This is a genomic window from Novosphingobium sp. FKTRR1, from assembly GCF_020404405.1.
In the GTDB taxonomy this organism is placed as follows: domain Bacteria; phylum Pseudomonadota; class Alphaproteobacteria; order Sphingomonadales; family Sphingomonadaceae; genus Novosphingobium.
The window spans coordinates 1-15175 of sequence record NZ_JAIZDA010000004.1 but is presented as its reverse complement, the minus strand read 5'-3'; the positions used below and the strand labels follow the sequence as shown (position 1 = coordinate 15175).

Sequence of the window (15175 nt, the reverse complement as noted above, 5' to 3'; positions counted from 1 at the left end):
CCGAATGCTCAGGATGCTGGCGGGCCGATCAGCCATGGTCACGCATGATGCGCGCCTTGTCGCGCTGCCAGTCGCGTTCCTTGATCGTGTGGCGCTTGTCGGCGGCGTTCTTGCCCTTGGCCAGCGCCAGTTCGACCTTGGCCCGACCGCGCCCGTTGAAATAGACCGACAGCGGCACCAGCGTCATCCCCTTGCGCTCGACCGCGCCGTGGAACTTGCTGATCTCGCGCTCTTTCAACAGCAGCTTGCGCAGCCGCTTGGGCTCATGGTTGTAGCGGTTGCCGTGGCTGAATTCGGGCACGTTGGAATTGACCAGCCAGACCTCGCCGTTCTTCACCTCGGCATAGGATTCGGCGATCGACCCTTGCCCGAACCGCAACGACTTCACCTCGGTCCCGGTCAGCGCGATGCCCGCCTCGAACACATCCTCGATGTAATAGTCGAAGCGCGCGCGGCGGTTTTCGGCGACGATTTTCTTCTTGTCGAACGCGGGGGGAGTGGGACGTGCCATGATCGTTGCTCATGTAGGGGCGATTGCGCGCAAAGGAAAGGTCCGCGCTAGCCCGTCCCTGCTCCTCCATCCCTGCTCCTCCATCCCTGATCGCCCAATCGCGCGCCGCACACCTTGCGTCCCGCAGGACTTGCCTTTTTCGTGTTGCAGTGCACAAGCGGCAGCGGGGGACTCGAACGACTGCGAGGAACGCCATGGCCGCCGCACCCGATACCGGCTCGACCGCACCCGTCACCGTCCTCGTCCTGCAAGGCGGCGGCGCGCTGGGCGCCTATCAGGCCGGGGTGTTCGAGGCGCTCAGCATCAACGGCCACCAGCCCGACTGGGTGGCCGGCATCTCGATCGGGGCGATCAACGCCGCGCTGATCGCGGGCAACCCGCCCGAAAAGCGACTGCAAGCGCTGCAGGCATTCTGGCACAAGACGTCAAGCCGCGTACCCTTCCCCTCCCCCTTTGCCGATGGCTGGGGCCGCCGCCTGTTCAACGAAGCAGCCGCCGGACTTGTCGCGCTCACCGGGATTCCCGGCTTCTTCACGCCGCGCCCGTTGCCGCCCGCGCTGGCGCTGCCCGGCTCGCCCGAAGCGATCAGCCTGTATGACACCGCGCCCTTGCGCGAGACGCTGCTGGAACTGGTCGACTTCGACCTGCTCAACAGCGGGCCGGTGCGCTTCAGTGTTGGTGCGGTCAACGTCAACACCGGCAACTTCGTCTATTTCGACAACCGCGACCGCTGGATCGGGCCGGAACACGTGATGGCCAGCGGCGCGCTGCCGCCCGGTTTTCCGCCGATCATCATCGACGGCGACCCCTATTGGGATGGTGGCATCGTCTCGAACACCCCGCTCGACTTCGTGCTCGATGAACGTGGTTGCGATCCGCTGCTGGTGTTCCAGGTCGATCTGTTTTCGGCGCGCGGCCAGATCCCGCGTACGCTGGGCGAGGCGCAGCAGCGCGAAAAGGACATCCGCTTTTCCAGCCGCACGCGCATGAATACCGATGTCCACAAGCGGATCGCCGAGCTCGAAGTTGCCGCCGCCGGGCTGATCGAGCGCCTGCCCGCCGCCGTTCTGGCCGATCTGCGCGACGATCCCGATCTTGCCGTATTGCGCCAGCGGACGCCCTCGGGGCCGGTCACCATCCTGCATCTGATCAACCGGCCGGAAAGCTATGAAACCGAATCGAAGGATTACGAGTTCTCCCGGATGACGATGCTCGGCCACTGGGAATCGGGCAAGGCCGACGTGCTGCGCTCGTTGGCCAGCCCCCGGTGGCAGCGGCACCGCGCGCCACTAACCGGCATCGTCACGCTCGATCTGGCCTGATCCCCTTCGCCCCCACCGCTTTCCCCCACCGCTCTCCCCCACTGCACTCCCCCACTGTCCTCAAGGAGTTCCCCCCCATGACCCTCGACAACAAGATCGCCATCGTCACCGGCGCCGCCAGCGGCATCGGCCTTGCCATTGCCAAGCGCTATGCCGCCGCCGGGGCGCGGGTCGCCATCGCCGATCTGAAGCTGGACGCGGCGCAGGCCGCAGCCGATGGCATCAACGCCGATCACCCCGGCGCGGCGCTGGCCGTGGCGATGGACGTGACCGACGAGGATCAGGTCAACGCCGGCGTGGCCAAAGTGGTCGAGACCTGGGGCACCGTCGACATCCTGATCAGCAATGCCGGAATCCAGATCGTCAATCCGGTCGAACTGTTCGCCTTTGCCGACTGGAAGAAGATGCTGGCGATCCACCTCGACGGTGCGTTCCTGACCAGCAAGGCGGTGCTGCCGCACATGTATGCGCAAAGGTCGGGCACGATCCTGTTCATGGGCTCGGTCCATTCCAAGGAAGCCTCGCCGCTCAAGAGCGCCTATGTCACCGCCAAGCACGGGTTGCTCGGCCTGTCGCGCACGATCGCCAAGGAAGGCGGGCCCAAGGGCGTGCGCACCAATGTGATCTGTCCAGGCTTCGTGCGCACCCCGCTGGTGGAAAAGCAGATCCCCGAACAGGCCAAGGAACTGGGCATTTCCGAAGAGGACGTGGTCAAGAAGGTGATGCTGGGCCAGACCGTCGACGGCGAGTTCACCACCGTCGACGACATTGCCGAAGTTGCGCTGTTCCTTGCCGCCTTCCCAAGCAACGCGCTGACCGGCCAGTCGCTGACGGCGAGCCATGGCTGGTCGATGACCTGAAAATAAGCGGGAAAAGCGGGGTTTGCCTCCGTCCCCCATCCCGGGGCGGAGGCGGACCACTGGGATCATGGCCGGTCGTCCATTGGGGGGAACGACGCACCGGTCATCGCAGCCAACCGCAAGGGGTCGGGCTGCCGCCTCCGGTTTTCCGCCGGGATCGGGCAGAAGAACCTACCGGCAGGGGTAACGCCGGCATGACCTGAAAATAACCAAAGTTAGGGAAACTGCAAGCGATATTTGCGAGTCGCTTGCAATAGCCCACTCAAACCAGTCCGGCGTGCTCCAGCGCGGCATCGACCGCACGGCGCGCCGTCTCGCTGCACGGCACCAATGGCAGGCGCAGTTCGTCGGTCAGCCAGTCATGAACGCGGGTCAGCGCATACTTGAGCGGACCGGGCGAAGCGTCCTCGAACATCGCGTAGTGCAGCGGATAAAGCAGGTCGTTCAGTTCGCGCGCACGGACCAGATCGTTCTCGGCACAGGCCTGCTGGAAATCGGCGCAGAGCCGTGGCGCGACGTTGGCGGTCACCGAGATGCAGCCGACCGCGCCCGCCGCATTGGCCGGAAGCGCCAGTTCGTCGTCGCCCGAAAGCTGACAGAACCCCTTGCCGATGCCCATACGGTGGTCGGTGACGCGCGACAGGTCGCCGCTGGCATCCTTGATCCCGATGATCTTGTCGGGATAGCGGTGCGCCAGTTCGCACACCGTTTCGGGCAGGATGTCGGTCACCGTGCGTCCGGGCACGTTGTACAGGATGATCGGCAGGTCGTTGTGCTCGGCCAGATAGGAAAAGTGCGCGATCAGCCCGGCCTGGCTGGGCCGGTTGTAGTAAGGCGCGACGCACAGCGCCGCCGCTGCGCCCGACTTCTTGGAAAAGGTCATGTGCAGCAGGGCGTTCATCGTGTCGTTGCTGCCGCATCCGGCGATGATCGGCACGCGGCCCGCCGCCTGTTCGACGCAGACCTCGATCACGCGGTGATGTTCGGCGTTCGACAGGGTGCTCGCCTCACCGGTCGTGCCGCAGGGGACCAGCGCCGACGATCCGTTCTCGATCTGCCAGTCGACCAGCCGCCGGAACGCCTTTTCGTCAAACGCTCCGTCGCGAAAAGGTGTGACCAGAGCCGGAATGGAGCCGGAAAACATGGACTTTGTTCCTCAAACTGCGGCATACTGCGAGCCGAGAACCGGAAGCCTTGTCCGGTTCGCACCCGCCTTGCGCCTGATACAGGGTGCTTGACAGAGTGTGCCTGATAGGGAGCCGTTACCCCCGATGTCCAGCGCGGACATGAAAGCATTGCTGCGAAAGATCGTCGGGCTGGCGTTGATCCTGCCCGGGATCGCGGTGTCGGTCGCCTGCCACGCCAGCGGGACGGCAACCGATGGCAGCGCGTGGGATCAGGCGCGCGCCGCGCTGATCGCCCAAGGCCAGGGCCCGATGGCGCAGGCGATCGACCGCTGGCGGGTGCTGAGCACGTCCAACCGCTTCGGCTTTTCCGACTATGCCGGGTTCATCCTGTCCTATCCGGGCTTTCCCGATGAGGACAAGATGCGCCGCTATGCCGAAGCCGCGCTTGAGCGGGAGGCGCCCAGTCCGACCAGCCTTGCGGCATTCTTCGACCGCCAGCCGCCGCTGACCAACCCGGCGCGCGCGCAATACGCCCTCGCCTTGCGCGCGCTGGCCCGGCCCGATGCCGCGCAAGTGGCGCGCGCGGCGTGGCGCGGCGGGCCGATGAGCGATGCCGCCGAAGCCGCGATCCAGTCGGTCTGGGGCAGCACGTTCACGCAGGACGATCATGACGCGCGGATCGACGCGCTGCTGTGGGCCGGTGCCACCGAGCAGGCCAGCCGCGAACTCGGCTGGGTCAGCCCGGCGCGGCGTGGGGTTGAGGCAGCGCGGCTGGCCATCCTGCAAGGCGGCGATCCCTATGCCGCCGCCGCCGGGCTTCCGGTGCAGACACTCAACGCCGATCCGGGGTTCCTGTACTTGCGCGCGCGGCAGTTGCGCCGACAGGGCAATGGCGCGGCGGCGCAATCGCTGCTTGCCAACCGCCCGCTGCTGGCCCGTCCGCCGCTCGACCGCGATCGCTGGGTCGATGAGCTGCTCGCCAACGCGCGCGGCGCCGCTGCGGTGGGCGATGCGGCGGGGGTGCTGCGCATCGCCCGCAGCATCGATGACGCATTCCGGCCGGGCGAGGATATCAGCCAGCTCGCGTATGGCTTGCGCGATGATTACACCTCGCTGATGTGGCTGGGCGGCACGCAAGCGCTGTGGAAGCTGGGCCTTCCGGCCGAGGCGGCGCCGCTGTTCTGGCGCTATGGCGCGGCGGCGCGCACGCCGGGGACCAAGGCCAAGGGCTTCTACTGGTCGGCGCTGGCGCTGGCGCGTGGCGGCTACACGGCCGAGGCGCAGCAGCAGTTCACCTCGGCCGCGCGCTATGCCGACCAGTTCTATGGCCTGCTCGCACTCGAACGTTTGCGCCAGCCGGTGCCGCGCTTCGCCACCGATTCGACCGTGCAGCCCACGCCCGCCGAGCGCGCCCGCTTCGCCTCGGCCCCGCTGACGCTGGCGGTGCGCGAAGTCGCGCGCAACAGCGACTGGAAAACCACCGTCCGCTTCTTCAAGGAAATCGCCGACCAGCAGGTCACCGAAGGCCAGCACATGCTGGTGGCCGAGCTTGCACGGGAGATCGGACGGCGCGATCTGGGCGTGATCGTGGGGCAAGCGGCTGCCGCGCGCGGCTACCTCGATTTCCAGCACATCGCCTTTCCGCTGATCCCGGTGCCGCCGGGGACCGAGCAGTCGTGGACGATGGTCCATGCCATCACCCGGCAGGAAAGCCAGTTCGCGCAGAACGCGATGAGCCATGCCGGCGCGCGCGGGCTGATGCAACTGATGCCCGCGACCGCCGGCGAACAGGCCGGAAAGCTGGGCCTGTCGTTCAGCCCGCAAGCGCTGATCGACGATGCCGGGTTCAACATCATGGTCGGCAGCGCCTATTTCGGGCACTTGCTCGATCGCTTCGGGGGCAGCTATCCGCTGGCCGTCGCCGCCTACAACGCAGGCGGTGGCAACGTGAACAAGTGGCTGCGCGCCAATGGCGACCCGCGTGAGGGCAACATCGACTGGGTCGACTGGGTCGAGCGCATCCCGCTCTCCGAAACGCGCAACTATGTCGAGCGCGTGCTCGAAAACGCGGTCGTCTATGAAGCGATGAACCCCGAACGCGCCAGCTATCGCGGACCCGATCCGATGAGCCACTTCATCGGCAAGCGCACGCCGGGCTGAGGGGGCCGCGCCCGTTCGCATGATGCATCACCGATTGATTCAGGGTGACGGCCCGGTAGAGCGACTTGCATGAAACCCGATGGCAACCCGATCACCCCGGCCGGAATCTCGGCCTTGCGCGCGCGCTATGACCATCTGCTGGGCACCGAACGGCCGCAGATCGTCGAGATCGTGAGCTGGGCTGCGGGCAATGGCGACCGCTCGGAGAACGGCGACTACCTTTATGGCCGCAAGCGGATGCGCGAGATCGATCGCGAACTGGCATTCCTTGCCCGGCGGATGAAGGCGGCGCGGGTGATCGACCCGGCGCGGCAGGAGGACCACAGCCGCGTGCTGTTCGGCGCGACGGTCGAGATCGCCGACGAGGATGACAACCGCAAAGTGCTGACGCTGGTCGGCGATGACGAGCAGGACGCCACCGCCAGCAAGATCGGCTGGAGCGCCCCGATCGCGCGCGCATTGCGCGGGGCGCGGGTCGGCGACTTGCGCACGGTGCGGCTGCCGGGTGGCGAGAAGCAGTGGGAGATCATGAGCATCACCTACCCAGCCGCCACTTGACCAGCCGCCACTTGACTGCCCGCCGCCTGAATGCCCGACTCTGACGGAGTTCTGACCACCATGTCCGGTACGACCGATTGCCCGCCCGGCCGCTTCTTCATCCTGCGCCACGGCGAAACCGTGTTCAACCTGACGCACCGTCTGCAGTCGAACACGATCCACACGCCGCTGACCCGGCTGGGGTGCGAGCAGGCGCTGCAGATGGGGGCCGCGCTGAAGCAGGGACTGGGGCTTGCGCCCAAGGTCACGCTCCACGTCTCGGACACCGGCCGTGCGCTGCAAACGCTGGCGCTGATCTGCGAGGAACTGGGGCTCGACTGGTTCGCCGCACGGCGGACGATGGACCTGAAAGAGATCGACATGGGCAGCTGGTGTCTGCGCAGCTATGCCGATGTCGAGGCCGAGTTCGGCCCGATCCGCCTGCCCGATCACTTGCTGCGCCCCGCCCCCGATGGCGAAAACTACGTGACCATCGCCGCCCGCCTGCGCCGCTGGCTGCGTTTTGTCGGCAATGAGGGCGGCGATCACATCGTGGTAATGCACGGCATTTCCAGCCGGGTGCTGCGCGGGATCATGGCGGGCTATCCGGTGCATCCCGAATTTGGCGCCCCGGTCGCGCCCTCGCTGGTGCAAGGCTCGATCGCACTGGTCGCCGATGGCGCCGAACAGGTGTTCCACGGCTCCACCCAGGGCACGGAGCACGCCTGATGGGCGATGTCGTCAACTTGCGCACCGCGCGCAAGACGGCCGCGCGCAAGGCCGCCGCCGATCAGGCCTCGGCCAACCGCGCGCTGCATGGCCGCACCCGCGCCGAACGCGAACGCAGCGCGCAGGAAGCCGACCGCGCGGCGCGGCTGCTCGATGGTGCCCGGCGCGATCCGCAAGCTGCGGACAAGGACAAGCCCTGATGCGCACCACCCACGACGACGCCAGCGTGCGGCTCTATCACCTTGGTGACGCGGTTGAAGGCGGCTCGGCCGAGACGCTGTTCTATGGCCCGTTGTCCGAAGCGATGCGCATCGCCGCCGCGCAAACCGAGGACGTACAGGAGGGGCTGTTCATCGCCACCGACAACGACGTGGTGGCCTGGCTGGACCTGATCGAGGGATGAGCCGGGCGCTCCTTGGGTCTGCCCTCGGGATGGCGGCCTTGCTCGCGGCGGCGCCCGCCACGGCGCGCGATTCGCTCGGCATCTTCGATCGCTGGGGCGCGTTCCGCGATCTGGGCGTGCCGCGCTGCTACGCCATTGCCAAGGCCGAAGGGTCACCCGGCCACGCCGACGAGTTCCAGCCCTATTTCACCGTCGGGGTCTGGCCCCGGCGCGGGGTGCGCGCCGAAGTCCACGTCCGGCTGGCGCAAAGGCTCGCTCCGGGCGGGCCGGTCACGCTGTCGCTGGGCGGTCAGAAGTTCGATCTGGTGGCCGGACAAGCCGACGCCTGGGCGCAGGATGCGCGGATGGACGCGGCGATCATCGCGGCCTTGCGCGGCGGTGGCGAGATGGCGGTCAGCGCCCGCGCCGCCAATGGCCGCACCTTTCGCGACACCTTCCGCCTGAGCGGCGCCGCCTCGGCCATCGATGCCGCCGCGCTGGGGTGCTCGGGGGTTTAGGCCAATTGACCGCGAGAAACGGGAGCGAGGCCGCGCGGCCCCGCTCCCGCATCCGGTCAGAAGCGCACGCCGACGCTGGCGACGATCTGGTGGCGGTTGCTGTTCAGCCCGAACGTGCTGGCGTCGGGGGTATAGCCATCATAGTTGCTGGTCGCGTTGCTGTAGTGCGAATAGCGGTATTCCAGCTTGGTGAAGGTCAGCCCGGTGATCTTCTGCTCGACACCGGCACCCAACCGATAGCCATCGAGATCGCGCCGGTCGGTCAGCACTTGCGTGGAATTGGCGCCGGTCAGGTTGAACCGGGCGTTGGTGTACCCGGCCTTGGCATAGAGCAGCGTCGAGGGTGAAACCGCATAGCCGATGCGCGTGCCGATGTACCAGTCGCGCCCGGCGCGCAACCGGGTCAGATTGAAGGTGTCGGTGGCATCGATGGTCGACTTGGCGCTGCTGCCGGTCAGTTCCGCTTCGCCGCCCAGCGTCACGCGCCGGGTCAGGGCAAAGTCGTAGCCGATGCCGCCACCGAACACCACGCCATCGCTCGATGGCTTGTAGGCGGCGGTGCTGTCGATGTCCTTGGTGCTCGATGCGCCGACGTGGTCATAGCCGAGCAAGGCTTCGATGCGGGTGCCCGAAAAGGCTTCGGAAGGGGTGCGCGGCGCGCGGTCCTCTTGCGCCAGAACGGGTTGCGCGATGGTTACGGCAAGGCCGCCCAAAGCGATCGGGAAAAGCTGCTTCATCATTGACTCCATTCGACAATTCCCTGCCTGCTCTCCCTTAACGGTGGAGCAGGCAGGGCCCTTCGCGACAAATGGAGCGCGCCGGTGCCGGCTCCCGCCATGCGGAAACCGGCACCTTCGGGTCGCACCCGATCAGAACCTGATCAGAAGCGGTAGCCGACGCTCGCCATGACCTGATGGCGGTCGGTGTCGATGTTGAAGCGCTGGCTGTCGGCGGTGTTGCCGTTGTAGTCGAACTCGCCCTTGCTGTAGTTCGAGTAGCGGTACTCGACGCGTCCGAACGTGTTGGAGCCGAACTTCTTTTCGACACCGGCGCCGATGCGGTAGCCGTCGGTATCAAGCCGCGCATAGTTGCTGGTGGTGCCGTCGCTGGCCAGCAGGCCGAAGCGCGCGTTGGTGTAGCCGCCCTTCACATAGACCAGCGTGGTGGGCGAAACCGCATAACCGGCGCGCGCGCCGACATAGATGTCACGACCCGCCTTGACCCGGCCGAGGCTGAAGGTGTTGGGCACGCCGTTGTTGTTGTCCCACTTGGCGCTGCTGCCGGTCAGTTCGGCTTCGGCGCCCAGCGTGACGTGGCTGGTGATGGCGTGGTCATAGCCGATCGCGCCGCCATAGGTCACACCGTCGAGCGACTGCTTGGTGCGGCTGCCGTCCAGGTCGTTGGTGCTGCCCGAACGCAGGTGGTCCCAACCGACCGAGGCGCTGACGGTCGGTCCCTGAAAGGCACGCGCCGGTGCGTCGGCATTGGCGTTCGCTTCCTGCGCCATCGCGGGTGCGGCGACCCCGATCAGGGCTCCACCGAACAGGGCGACGCTGGCGAGCTTGAGGGCGACTTTGTGCATGGTATTCCTCCTTGTGACACGACCGGTCCGGTGGATTGTGGCGGCGTTTGAGTGCCGTTCCGGTCACCGGTCGTTGGAGGCTTTTTGGTCCTGCGCACCTGAACCGTTTGGCAACGCTCTGTTATTTCATGTTAATCTGGTTTCGGATGAAACGTGCCCACCGCGCGCCGGGCCGACCTTGCGACAAGCGGCTCCGGTTCCCAAGCACCACGGCATTTGCGCAAACCCGCGCGATTCCCTATATGGCGGCCATGCCCACACCGCTGATGCCCATTCCCGGCCACGTCGACCCGGTTCCCGTTCCCCGTGAAGTCACCCCCCGCGCCGACGGCCGGATCGACCTGATCGGCCTGCCGCGCCCGCAGATCGCCGCGCTGTTCGAGGCCGCCGGGCTCGATGCGAAGGCCGCCAAGCTGCGCGCCAAGCAGGTGTTCCACTGGCTCTATCATCGCGGCGTGACCGAGTTCGAGGCGATGACCGACATCGCCAAGACCATGCGCCCATGGCTGGCCGAACGCTTTGTCGTCGGCCGTCCCGAGATCGTCGAAGCGCAAGTCTCGACCGACGGCACGCGCAAGTGGCTGCTGCGCACCGCCGATGCGCAAGACTATGAAATGGTGTTCATCCCCGACGCCGACCGGGGCACGCTGTGCGTGTCCAGTCAGGTCGGGTGCACGCTCAACTGCCGGTTCTGCCACACCGGGACGATGCGGCTGGTGCGCAACCTGACGCCGGGCGAGATCGTCGGGCAGGTCATGCTGGCGCGCGATGCGCTGGGTGAATGGCCCAAGGGCGGCGGCACGATGGCGGGCCTCGACTACGATGAAGACGAAGAAGAAGCCGCCGGTTCCTACACCTCGGATGGGCGCCTGCTGACCAACATCGTGATGATGGGCATGGGCGAGCCGCTCTACAACTTCGACAACGTGCGCGATGCGCTCAAGCTGGTGATGGATGGCGATGGCCTTGCGCTGTCGAAGCGGCGGATCACGCTGTCGACCAGCGGCGTGGTGCCGATGATGGAGCGCTGCGGCGTCGAGATCGGCGTCAACCTTGCCGTCTCGCTCCACGCGGTGACCAAGGACGTGCGCGACGAGATCGTGCCGATCAACCGCAAGTTCGGCATCGAGCAACTGCTCGAAGCCTGCGCCGCCTACCCCGGCGCTTCGAACGCGCGGCGCATCACGTTCGAGTACGTGATGCTGAAAGATCGCAACGACAGCGACGCCGACGCGCACGAACTCGTCCGCCTGATCAAGCACTACAAGCTGCCGGCCAAGGTCAATCTGATCCCGTTCAACCCCTGGCCCGGCGCGCCTTACGAATGCTCGACGCCCGAGCGCATCCGCCGCTTTTCGGACATCGTGTTCGAAGCCGGCATCTCCGCACCGGTGCGCACCCCGCGCGGGCGCGATATCGATGCCGCCTGTGGTCAGCTAAAGACCACCGCCGAGCGCAAGAGCCGCGCCGAGCTTGACCGGCTGGCCGAGGAAAAGCAGGCCGCGCTAGGCTAAACGATCTGGGGCCTAAGCGATCTGGCGCTCGGTCTTACCAGCGCGGCAGCGCGCCGCCCTGTGTGACCAGCACCGCCTTGCCGCCGATCCACGCAGCGGTGCCGTCGCGGGTGACGTGCACCGCGCCATCGGCTCCGGTCAGCCGCCCTTGCGCCGCGACATAGCCAGCACCGCCCAACCCCTGCTCGAACAGATAAAGCGCGATCGCGGCGTTGAGGCTGCCGGTGACGGGGTCTTCGCGCAGCCGCCCTTGCGGGTCGGTGAAGAAAGCGCGCACCTCGAACGCGGCATCGTTGCCAGCGGGCAAGGCGCCGACCAGCCCGACATCGGTCGGCACCGGGGCTTCGGGCACCGGCTTGGCCGCGAGCACCGCCGCCGCATCGCGCAAGTGCAACAGCTTCCAGCCCGGCCCGTTGCAGGCGTGGACCGCCGCGATCACGTCGTCGTCCTGCACCCCCGCGATCCGCACCGCATCGGCGCGTTCGGCGTGATCGAGCGGCCCTGAGCGGATCAAGGGCGGCGCGCGGAACGCCAGCCTGTCGTCCTCGATTCGCACTTCGACCAGCCCGATGCCGCATTGCTGCACGACCACGCCGGGTCGGCGCGGTTGCCCCCCAGCGGCCAGCCAGGCCCTTGCGCTGCCCAGTGTCGGATGCCCGGCAAAGGGCAATTCGCCCGCCGGATAGAAGATCCGCACCCGGTAATCGGCCGCTGGATCGGTCGGTTCGAGCAGAAAGGTCGTCTCCGAAAAGCCCAGCCAGCGGGTGAGCGCCAGCATCGCCGCGTCGTCCAGCGCCTGCCCGCCGCGTACCACGGCCAGCGGATTGCCGGTCAGCGCGGCAGAAGCGAATACATCGACAAGGTCCAGATCCATGCGATCAGGCTATGAGTCCGCAAGGGCGATGGCAAGGGGCGCGGGCGCGATGCTGCCATGTGCCCGAGAGCCAATCCAAAACGGAGGGGTTGCGGGCCATCGCCAAAGCCCATGAATTGCCTGCACATCTGCCAATTCTCGCCGGTCCGGATACTACGCTCGGCCAGGTTTTGCAGCGATCTCCATCCGAACTGCATGTGTCTGGGGATGACCTTGGGCCAAGTCCATGCGCTTTTACTTACGCGGCAACACTGCGGCGTGTTCCTCAGGATTACAGGAAAGGTGCAGGACGATAGGCGGATTGGCCATAGCTCCGGAGGGTTACCATGGGCTGGGGAGTCCTGGTTTCTGCTATCCGTCAGGAGATGTTTCGTGCTCCTGACCCGCTGACCCGAACCCTGCCAGCCCAAGGCTCGCAGGTCTCGTCCAATGATATGATCCTGGCAAAGACTCGTGCCGGGCAGTTTGTCGGCAGGATCGAAGCCCTTGCGCGGGGCTTCGGCGCCATATGGTTGCCTATTGCACGCCTGCCTGTTAGGCGGCGCGCCGCAAGGGTGCGCGCTTTCCAGCCGTCCCTGACCTTACGCCAGATGCCCAAGGGGATAAGTCCATGTCCGATATCAAGCGGGTCGTCCTTGCCTATTCCGGCGGGCTCGACACCTCCGTCATCCTCAAGTGGCTGCAGGTCACGTACGGGTGCGAGGTCGTGACCTTCACCGCCGATCTGGGTCAGGGTGAGGAGCTGGAGCCCGCGCGCGCCAAGGCCGAACTGATGGGCGTGAAGCCCGAGCACATCTATATCGACGATTTGCGCGAAGAGTTCGTGCGCGATTTCGTGTTCCCGATGATGCGCGCCAATGCCCGCTATGAAGGCGACTACCTGCTCGGCACTTCGATCGCGCGGCCGCTGATTTCCAAGCGCCTGATCGAGATCGCGCGTGAGACCGGGGCCGACGCGGTCGCGCACGGCGCCACCGGCAAGGGCAACGATCAGGTCCGCTTCGAACTGTCGGCTTATGCGCTCGACCCGTCGATCAAGGTCATCGCCCCCTGGCGCGAATGGGATCTGGCCAGCCGCACCGCGCTGATCGCCTGGGCCGAAGCGCATCAGGTGCCGGTGCCCAAGGACAAGCGCGGCGAAAGCCCGTTCAGCACCGACGCCAACATGCTGCACACCTCGTCCGAGGGCAAAGTGCTCGAAGATCCGTGGGCCGAAGTGCCCGACTACGTGTTCTCGCGCACGGTCAACCCCGAAGACGCGCCCGACGTGCCCGAATACATCACCATCGACTTTGCCAAGGGCGATGGCGTCGCGCTGAATGGTGAGGCGATGAGCCCGGCCACCCTGCTCGAGGCGCTGAACGAACTGGGCCGCAAGCACGGCATCGGCCGCCTCGATCTGGTCGAGAACCGCTTCGTCGGGATGAAGAGCCGCGGCATGTACGAAACGCCGGGTGGCACGATCTATGCCGCCGCGCACCGGGGCATCGAATCGATCACGCTCGACCGGGGTGCCGCGCACCTCAAGGACGAGCTGATGCCCAAGTACGCCGAACTGATCTACAACGGCTTCTGGTTCAGCCCGGAACGCGAGATGCTGCAGGCCGCGATCGACCTCAGCCAGGAGAAGGTCAACGGCACCGTCCGGCTCAAGCTGTACAAGGGGCTGGCCAGCGTCGTCGGGCGCAAGTCGGACGACAGCCTCTATTCCGAACGCCACGTCACGTTCGAGGACGATGCCGGCGCCTATGACCAGAAGGATGCGGCGGGCTTCATCAAGCTGAACGCGTTGCGGCTGCGCCTGCTGGCCCAGCGCGACCGGGGCTGATCCGCTTCCTACGCAAGAATCCCCAGTCGACACGCAAACCGCCGGAAAAGCACAAGCTTTTCGGCGGTTTGTCGTTTTGTCCACCGCAAGCCGCAACGCCTGTGGATAACTCTGTCATTTTTCGCTTGCACGACTCGGACGATGGGCGCAGCTTTTACCTGTCGAGTGGGGAGATCAGCGCATGCGCAGGCCCGCAACCGCCTGTTAACGCGTCACTTTTCCTTGCAAGGCCCGGTTCTGGACGTTGCTGGTGAAACCGGTTTGCAGGGCTGCTCGCGGCGCCTTGCAACCTTGCCAACAACGTTGTCTGCCGGAGCGAAAGTCGCGCGTCGACACCGTTCGCGAGCGACCGAGCAGCTTGCCCTGCGCTCAGGGAATGCGTCCGACCGGCTGCCTGAGGGTGGCCCATGCGGGAGCGCTGCCGGAGACTGGTCAAGCCATCACATGCCCGCCCGGCGCGCGTTTCCCGTGCATTGCGCACGCCAGCGTCCGCCGAACCGGCGACCGGCAGACACCGGGCGCGATCGTGCCAAGGGCCCCACCCACGGGGGCATCCTTGACAGACCGATCGAGCGCCACGCCCTGCCCCGGATGCGCCGTTTGCGAGCACCAAACGGGGGCCAGCCTGACCGCTGGCCCCTTTTTTGCGCCTGATTTCGCAAGGGCAAGTCCCTCCCCAATCGGCAAGGACTTCCACGCGGACGCCGGACACGCGAAAAATCCGGGCGCTACCCCGGACCATTTGCGTAAGGAAAACAAACCAATCAGGATCACGCGACCGGTGCGGCGCCAGCCATGGCGCTGCGGGCAGGAGCGTGCGTTGCCGTGTGTGTGCGAATGTCCGGGCCCCGCCAACGCGCGCTGGCCCGGATCGGCCTTGAGGTGTGATCAAACCGCGCGCGGGTGACGCTGACAGGTCCGGCGGCGGCTCGCAAACGGCCGACCCGGCGGAAGTCCTTGAAATCACGTTTTATATTGTGATTTCAGACACTTCCCGGACGCAGCACGATGGCTCGCCCGTTCACCCCGCGCGGTGCTGGCAGCGAATTGCCCGGCCTGGGACTTGAGGGGGGAGAAACGCCCACGCAAGACCCGCAGCAACCCGCACCGGTCGCGCCGATCAGGCTGTGAACCCTGACCGAAAGAAGCAAAAGACAAGACCGGCCTTGGCCTCGCCCCTCGATCCTTGGCAGCGCAATTATCCTATATGGTTCGTTTTGTCAAGATAGCC

16 protein-coding genes are annotated in these 15175 nt (G+C 66.3%); 11 read left to right on the top strand and 5 right to left on the bottom strand.

All coding sequences use genetic code 11. The features are described from left to right. Nucleotides 1–28 precede the first annotated feature (28 nt). Nucleotides 29–511: an SsrA-binding protein SmpB gene (gene smpB, locus LDN95_RS05560; protein ID WP_226016659.1), complete on the bottom strand. Its 483-nt coding sequence runs from the start codon at nt 509–511 to the stop codon at nt 29–31. A 194-nt stretch (nt 512–705) separates the two neighbouring features. On the opposite strand from smpB, the gene LDN95_RS05555 reads away from it, so the two are divergent. Further along, nucleotides 706–1833, top strand: coding sequence for a patatin-like phospholipase family protein (locus tag LDN95_RS05555; RefSeq protein WP_226016658.1), 1128 nt, complete (start codon nt 706–708; stop codon nt 1831–1833). A 77-nt stretch (nt 1834–1910) separates the two neighbouring features. Beyond that, nucleotides 1911–2693, top strand: coding sequence for a 3-hydroxybutyrate dehydrogenase (locus LDN95_RS05550; protein WP_226016657.1), 783 nt, complete (start codon nt 1911–1913; stop codon nt 2691–2693). A gap of 262 nt (nt 2694–2955) precedes the next feature. Here the strand turns inward: LDN95_RS05550 and dapA are convergent, their stop codons facing one another. Continuing rightward, entirely contained in the window at nt 2956–3837 is an 882-nt protein-coding gene (gene dapA, locus LDN95_RS05545; RefSeq protein WP_226016656.1) for a 4-hydroxy-tetrahydrodipicolinate synthase, read from the bottom strand. Between the two features lie 127 nt (nt 3838–3964). Here dapA and LDN95_RS05540 point away from each other — a divergent pair, with 127 nt between their 5' ends. The 6 genes from LDN95_RS05540 (at nt 3965) to LDN95_RS05515 (ending at nt 8146) form a co-directional block, all read left to right on the top strand. Next, nucleotides 3965–5980 carry a lytic transglycosylase domain-containing protein gene (locus LDN95_RS05540; RefSeq protein WP_226016655.1) on the top strand — a complete coding sequence of 672 codons (2016 nt, stop codon included), beginning with the start codon at nt 3965–3967 and terminating at the stop codon, nt 5978–5980. Nucleotides 5981–6049: 69 nt separating this feature from the next. After that, nucleotides 6050–6538: a transcription elongation factor GreB gene (gene greB / locus LDN95_RS05535; RefSeq protein ID WP_226016654.1), complete on the top strand. Its 489-nt coding sequence runs from the start codon at nt 6050–6052 to the stop codon at nt 6536–6538. A 30-nt stretch (nt 6539–6568) separates the two neighbouring features. Next, complete coding sequence (locus LDN95_RS05530; RefSeq protein ID WP_226016653.1) at nt 6569–7246, top strand: histidine phosphatase family protein; 678 nt, start codon at nt 6569–6571, stop codon at nt 7244–7246. Then, nucleotides 7246–7446: a DUF4169 family protein gene (locus LDN95_RS05525; protein WP_226016652.1), complete on the top strand. Its 201-nt coding sequence runs from the start codon at nt 7246–7248 to the stop codon at nt 7444–7446. Before LDN95_RS05530 ends, LDN95_RS05525 begins: the two co-directional genes overlap by 1 nt. Continuing rightward, complete coding sequence (locus LDN95_RS05520) at nt 7446–7649, top strand: hypothetical protein (RefSeq protein WP_226016651.1); 204 nt, start codon at nt 7446–7448, stop codon at nt 7647–7649. Before LDN95_RS05525 ends, LDN95_RS05520 begins: the two co-directional genes overlap by 1 nt. Continuing rightward, nucleotides 7646–8146, top strand: a complete 501-nt coding sequence (locus LDN95_RS05515; protein ID WP_226016650.1) for an invasion associated locus B family protein — start codon at nt 7646–7648, stop codon at nt 8144–8146. Before LDN95_RS05520 ends, LDN95_RS05515 begins: the two co-directional genes overlap by 4 nt. A 56-nt stretch (nt 8147–8202) precedes the next feature. Here the strand turns inward: LDN95_RS05515 and LDN95_RS05510 are convergent, their stop codons facing one another. Then, complete coding sequence (locus LDN95_RS05510) at nt 8203–8883, bottom strand: outer membrane protein (RefSeq protein WP_226016649.1); 681 nt, start codon at nt 8881–8883, stop codon at nt 8203–8205. A 143-nt stretch (nt 8884–9026) separates the two neighbouring features. Then, nucleotides 9027–9728 (bottom strand): outer membrane protein, encoded by a 702-nt coding sequence (locus LDN95_RS05505; RefSeq protein WP_226016648.1) that lies wholly within the window; start codon nt 9726–9728, stop codon nt 9027–9029. Between the two features lie 251 nt (nt 9729–9979). On the opposite strand from LDN95_RS05505, the gene rlmN reads away from it, so the two are divergent. Continuing rightward, the gene (gene rlmN / locus LDN95_RS05500; protein WP_370631654.1) at nt 9980–11242 is read left to right on the top strand and encodes a 23S rRNA (adenine(2503)-C(2))-methyltransferase RlmN; all 1263 of its coding nucleotides are present in this window, start codon (nt 9980–9982) and stop codon (nt 11240–11242) included. A gap of 34 nt (nt 11243–11276) precedes the next feature. Here the strand turns inward: rlmN and LDN95_RS05495 are convergent, their stop codons facing one another. Next, nucleotides 11277–12116: a PhzF family phenazine biosynthesis protein gene (locus LDN95_RS05495; RefSeq protein ID WP_226016647.1), complete on the bottom strand. Its 840-nt coding sequence runs from the start codon at nt 12114–12116 to the stop codon at nt 11277–11279. Between the two features lie 610 nt (nt 12117–12726). Between LDN95_RS05495 and LDN95_RS05490 the strand changes: the two genes are divergently transcribed. Together LDN95_RS05490 and LDN95_RS23130 are read left to right on the top strand one after the other, a co-directional pair. Then, a complete protein-coding gene (locus LDN95_RS05490; RefSeq protein WP_226016646.1) occupies nt 12727–13944 on the top strand; it encodes an argininosuccinate synthase in 1218 nt (405 codons plus the stop codon). A 1008-nt stretch (nt 13945–14952) separates the two neighbouring features. Further along, nucleotides 14953–15075 (top strand): hypothetical protein, encoded by a 123-nt coding sequence (locus LDN95_RS23130; RefSeq protein WP_255630665.1) that lies wholly within the window; start codon nt 14953–14955, stop codon nt 15073–15075. The last annotated feature ends 100 nt before the right edge of the window (nt 15076–15175 follow it).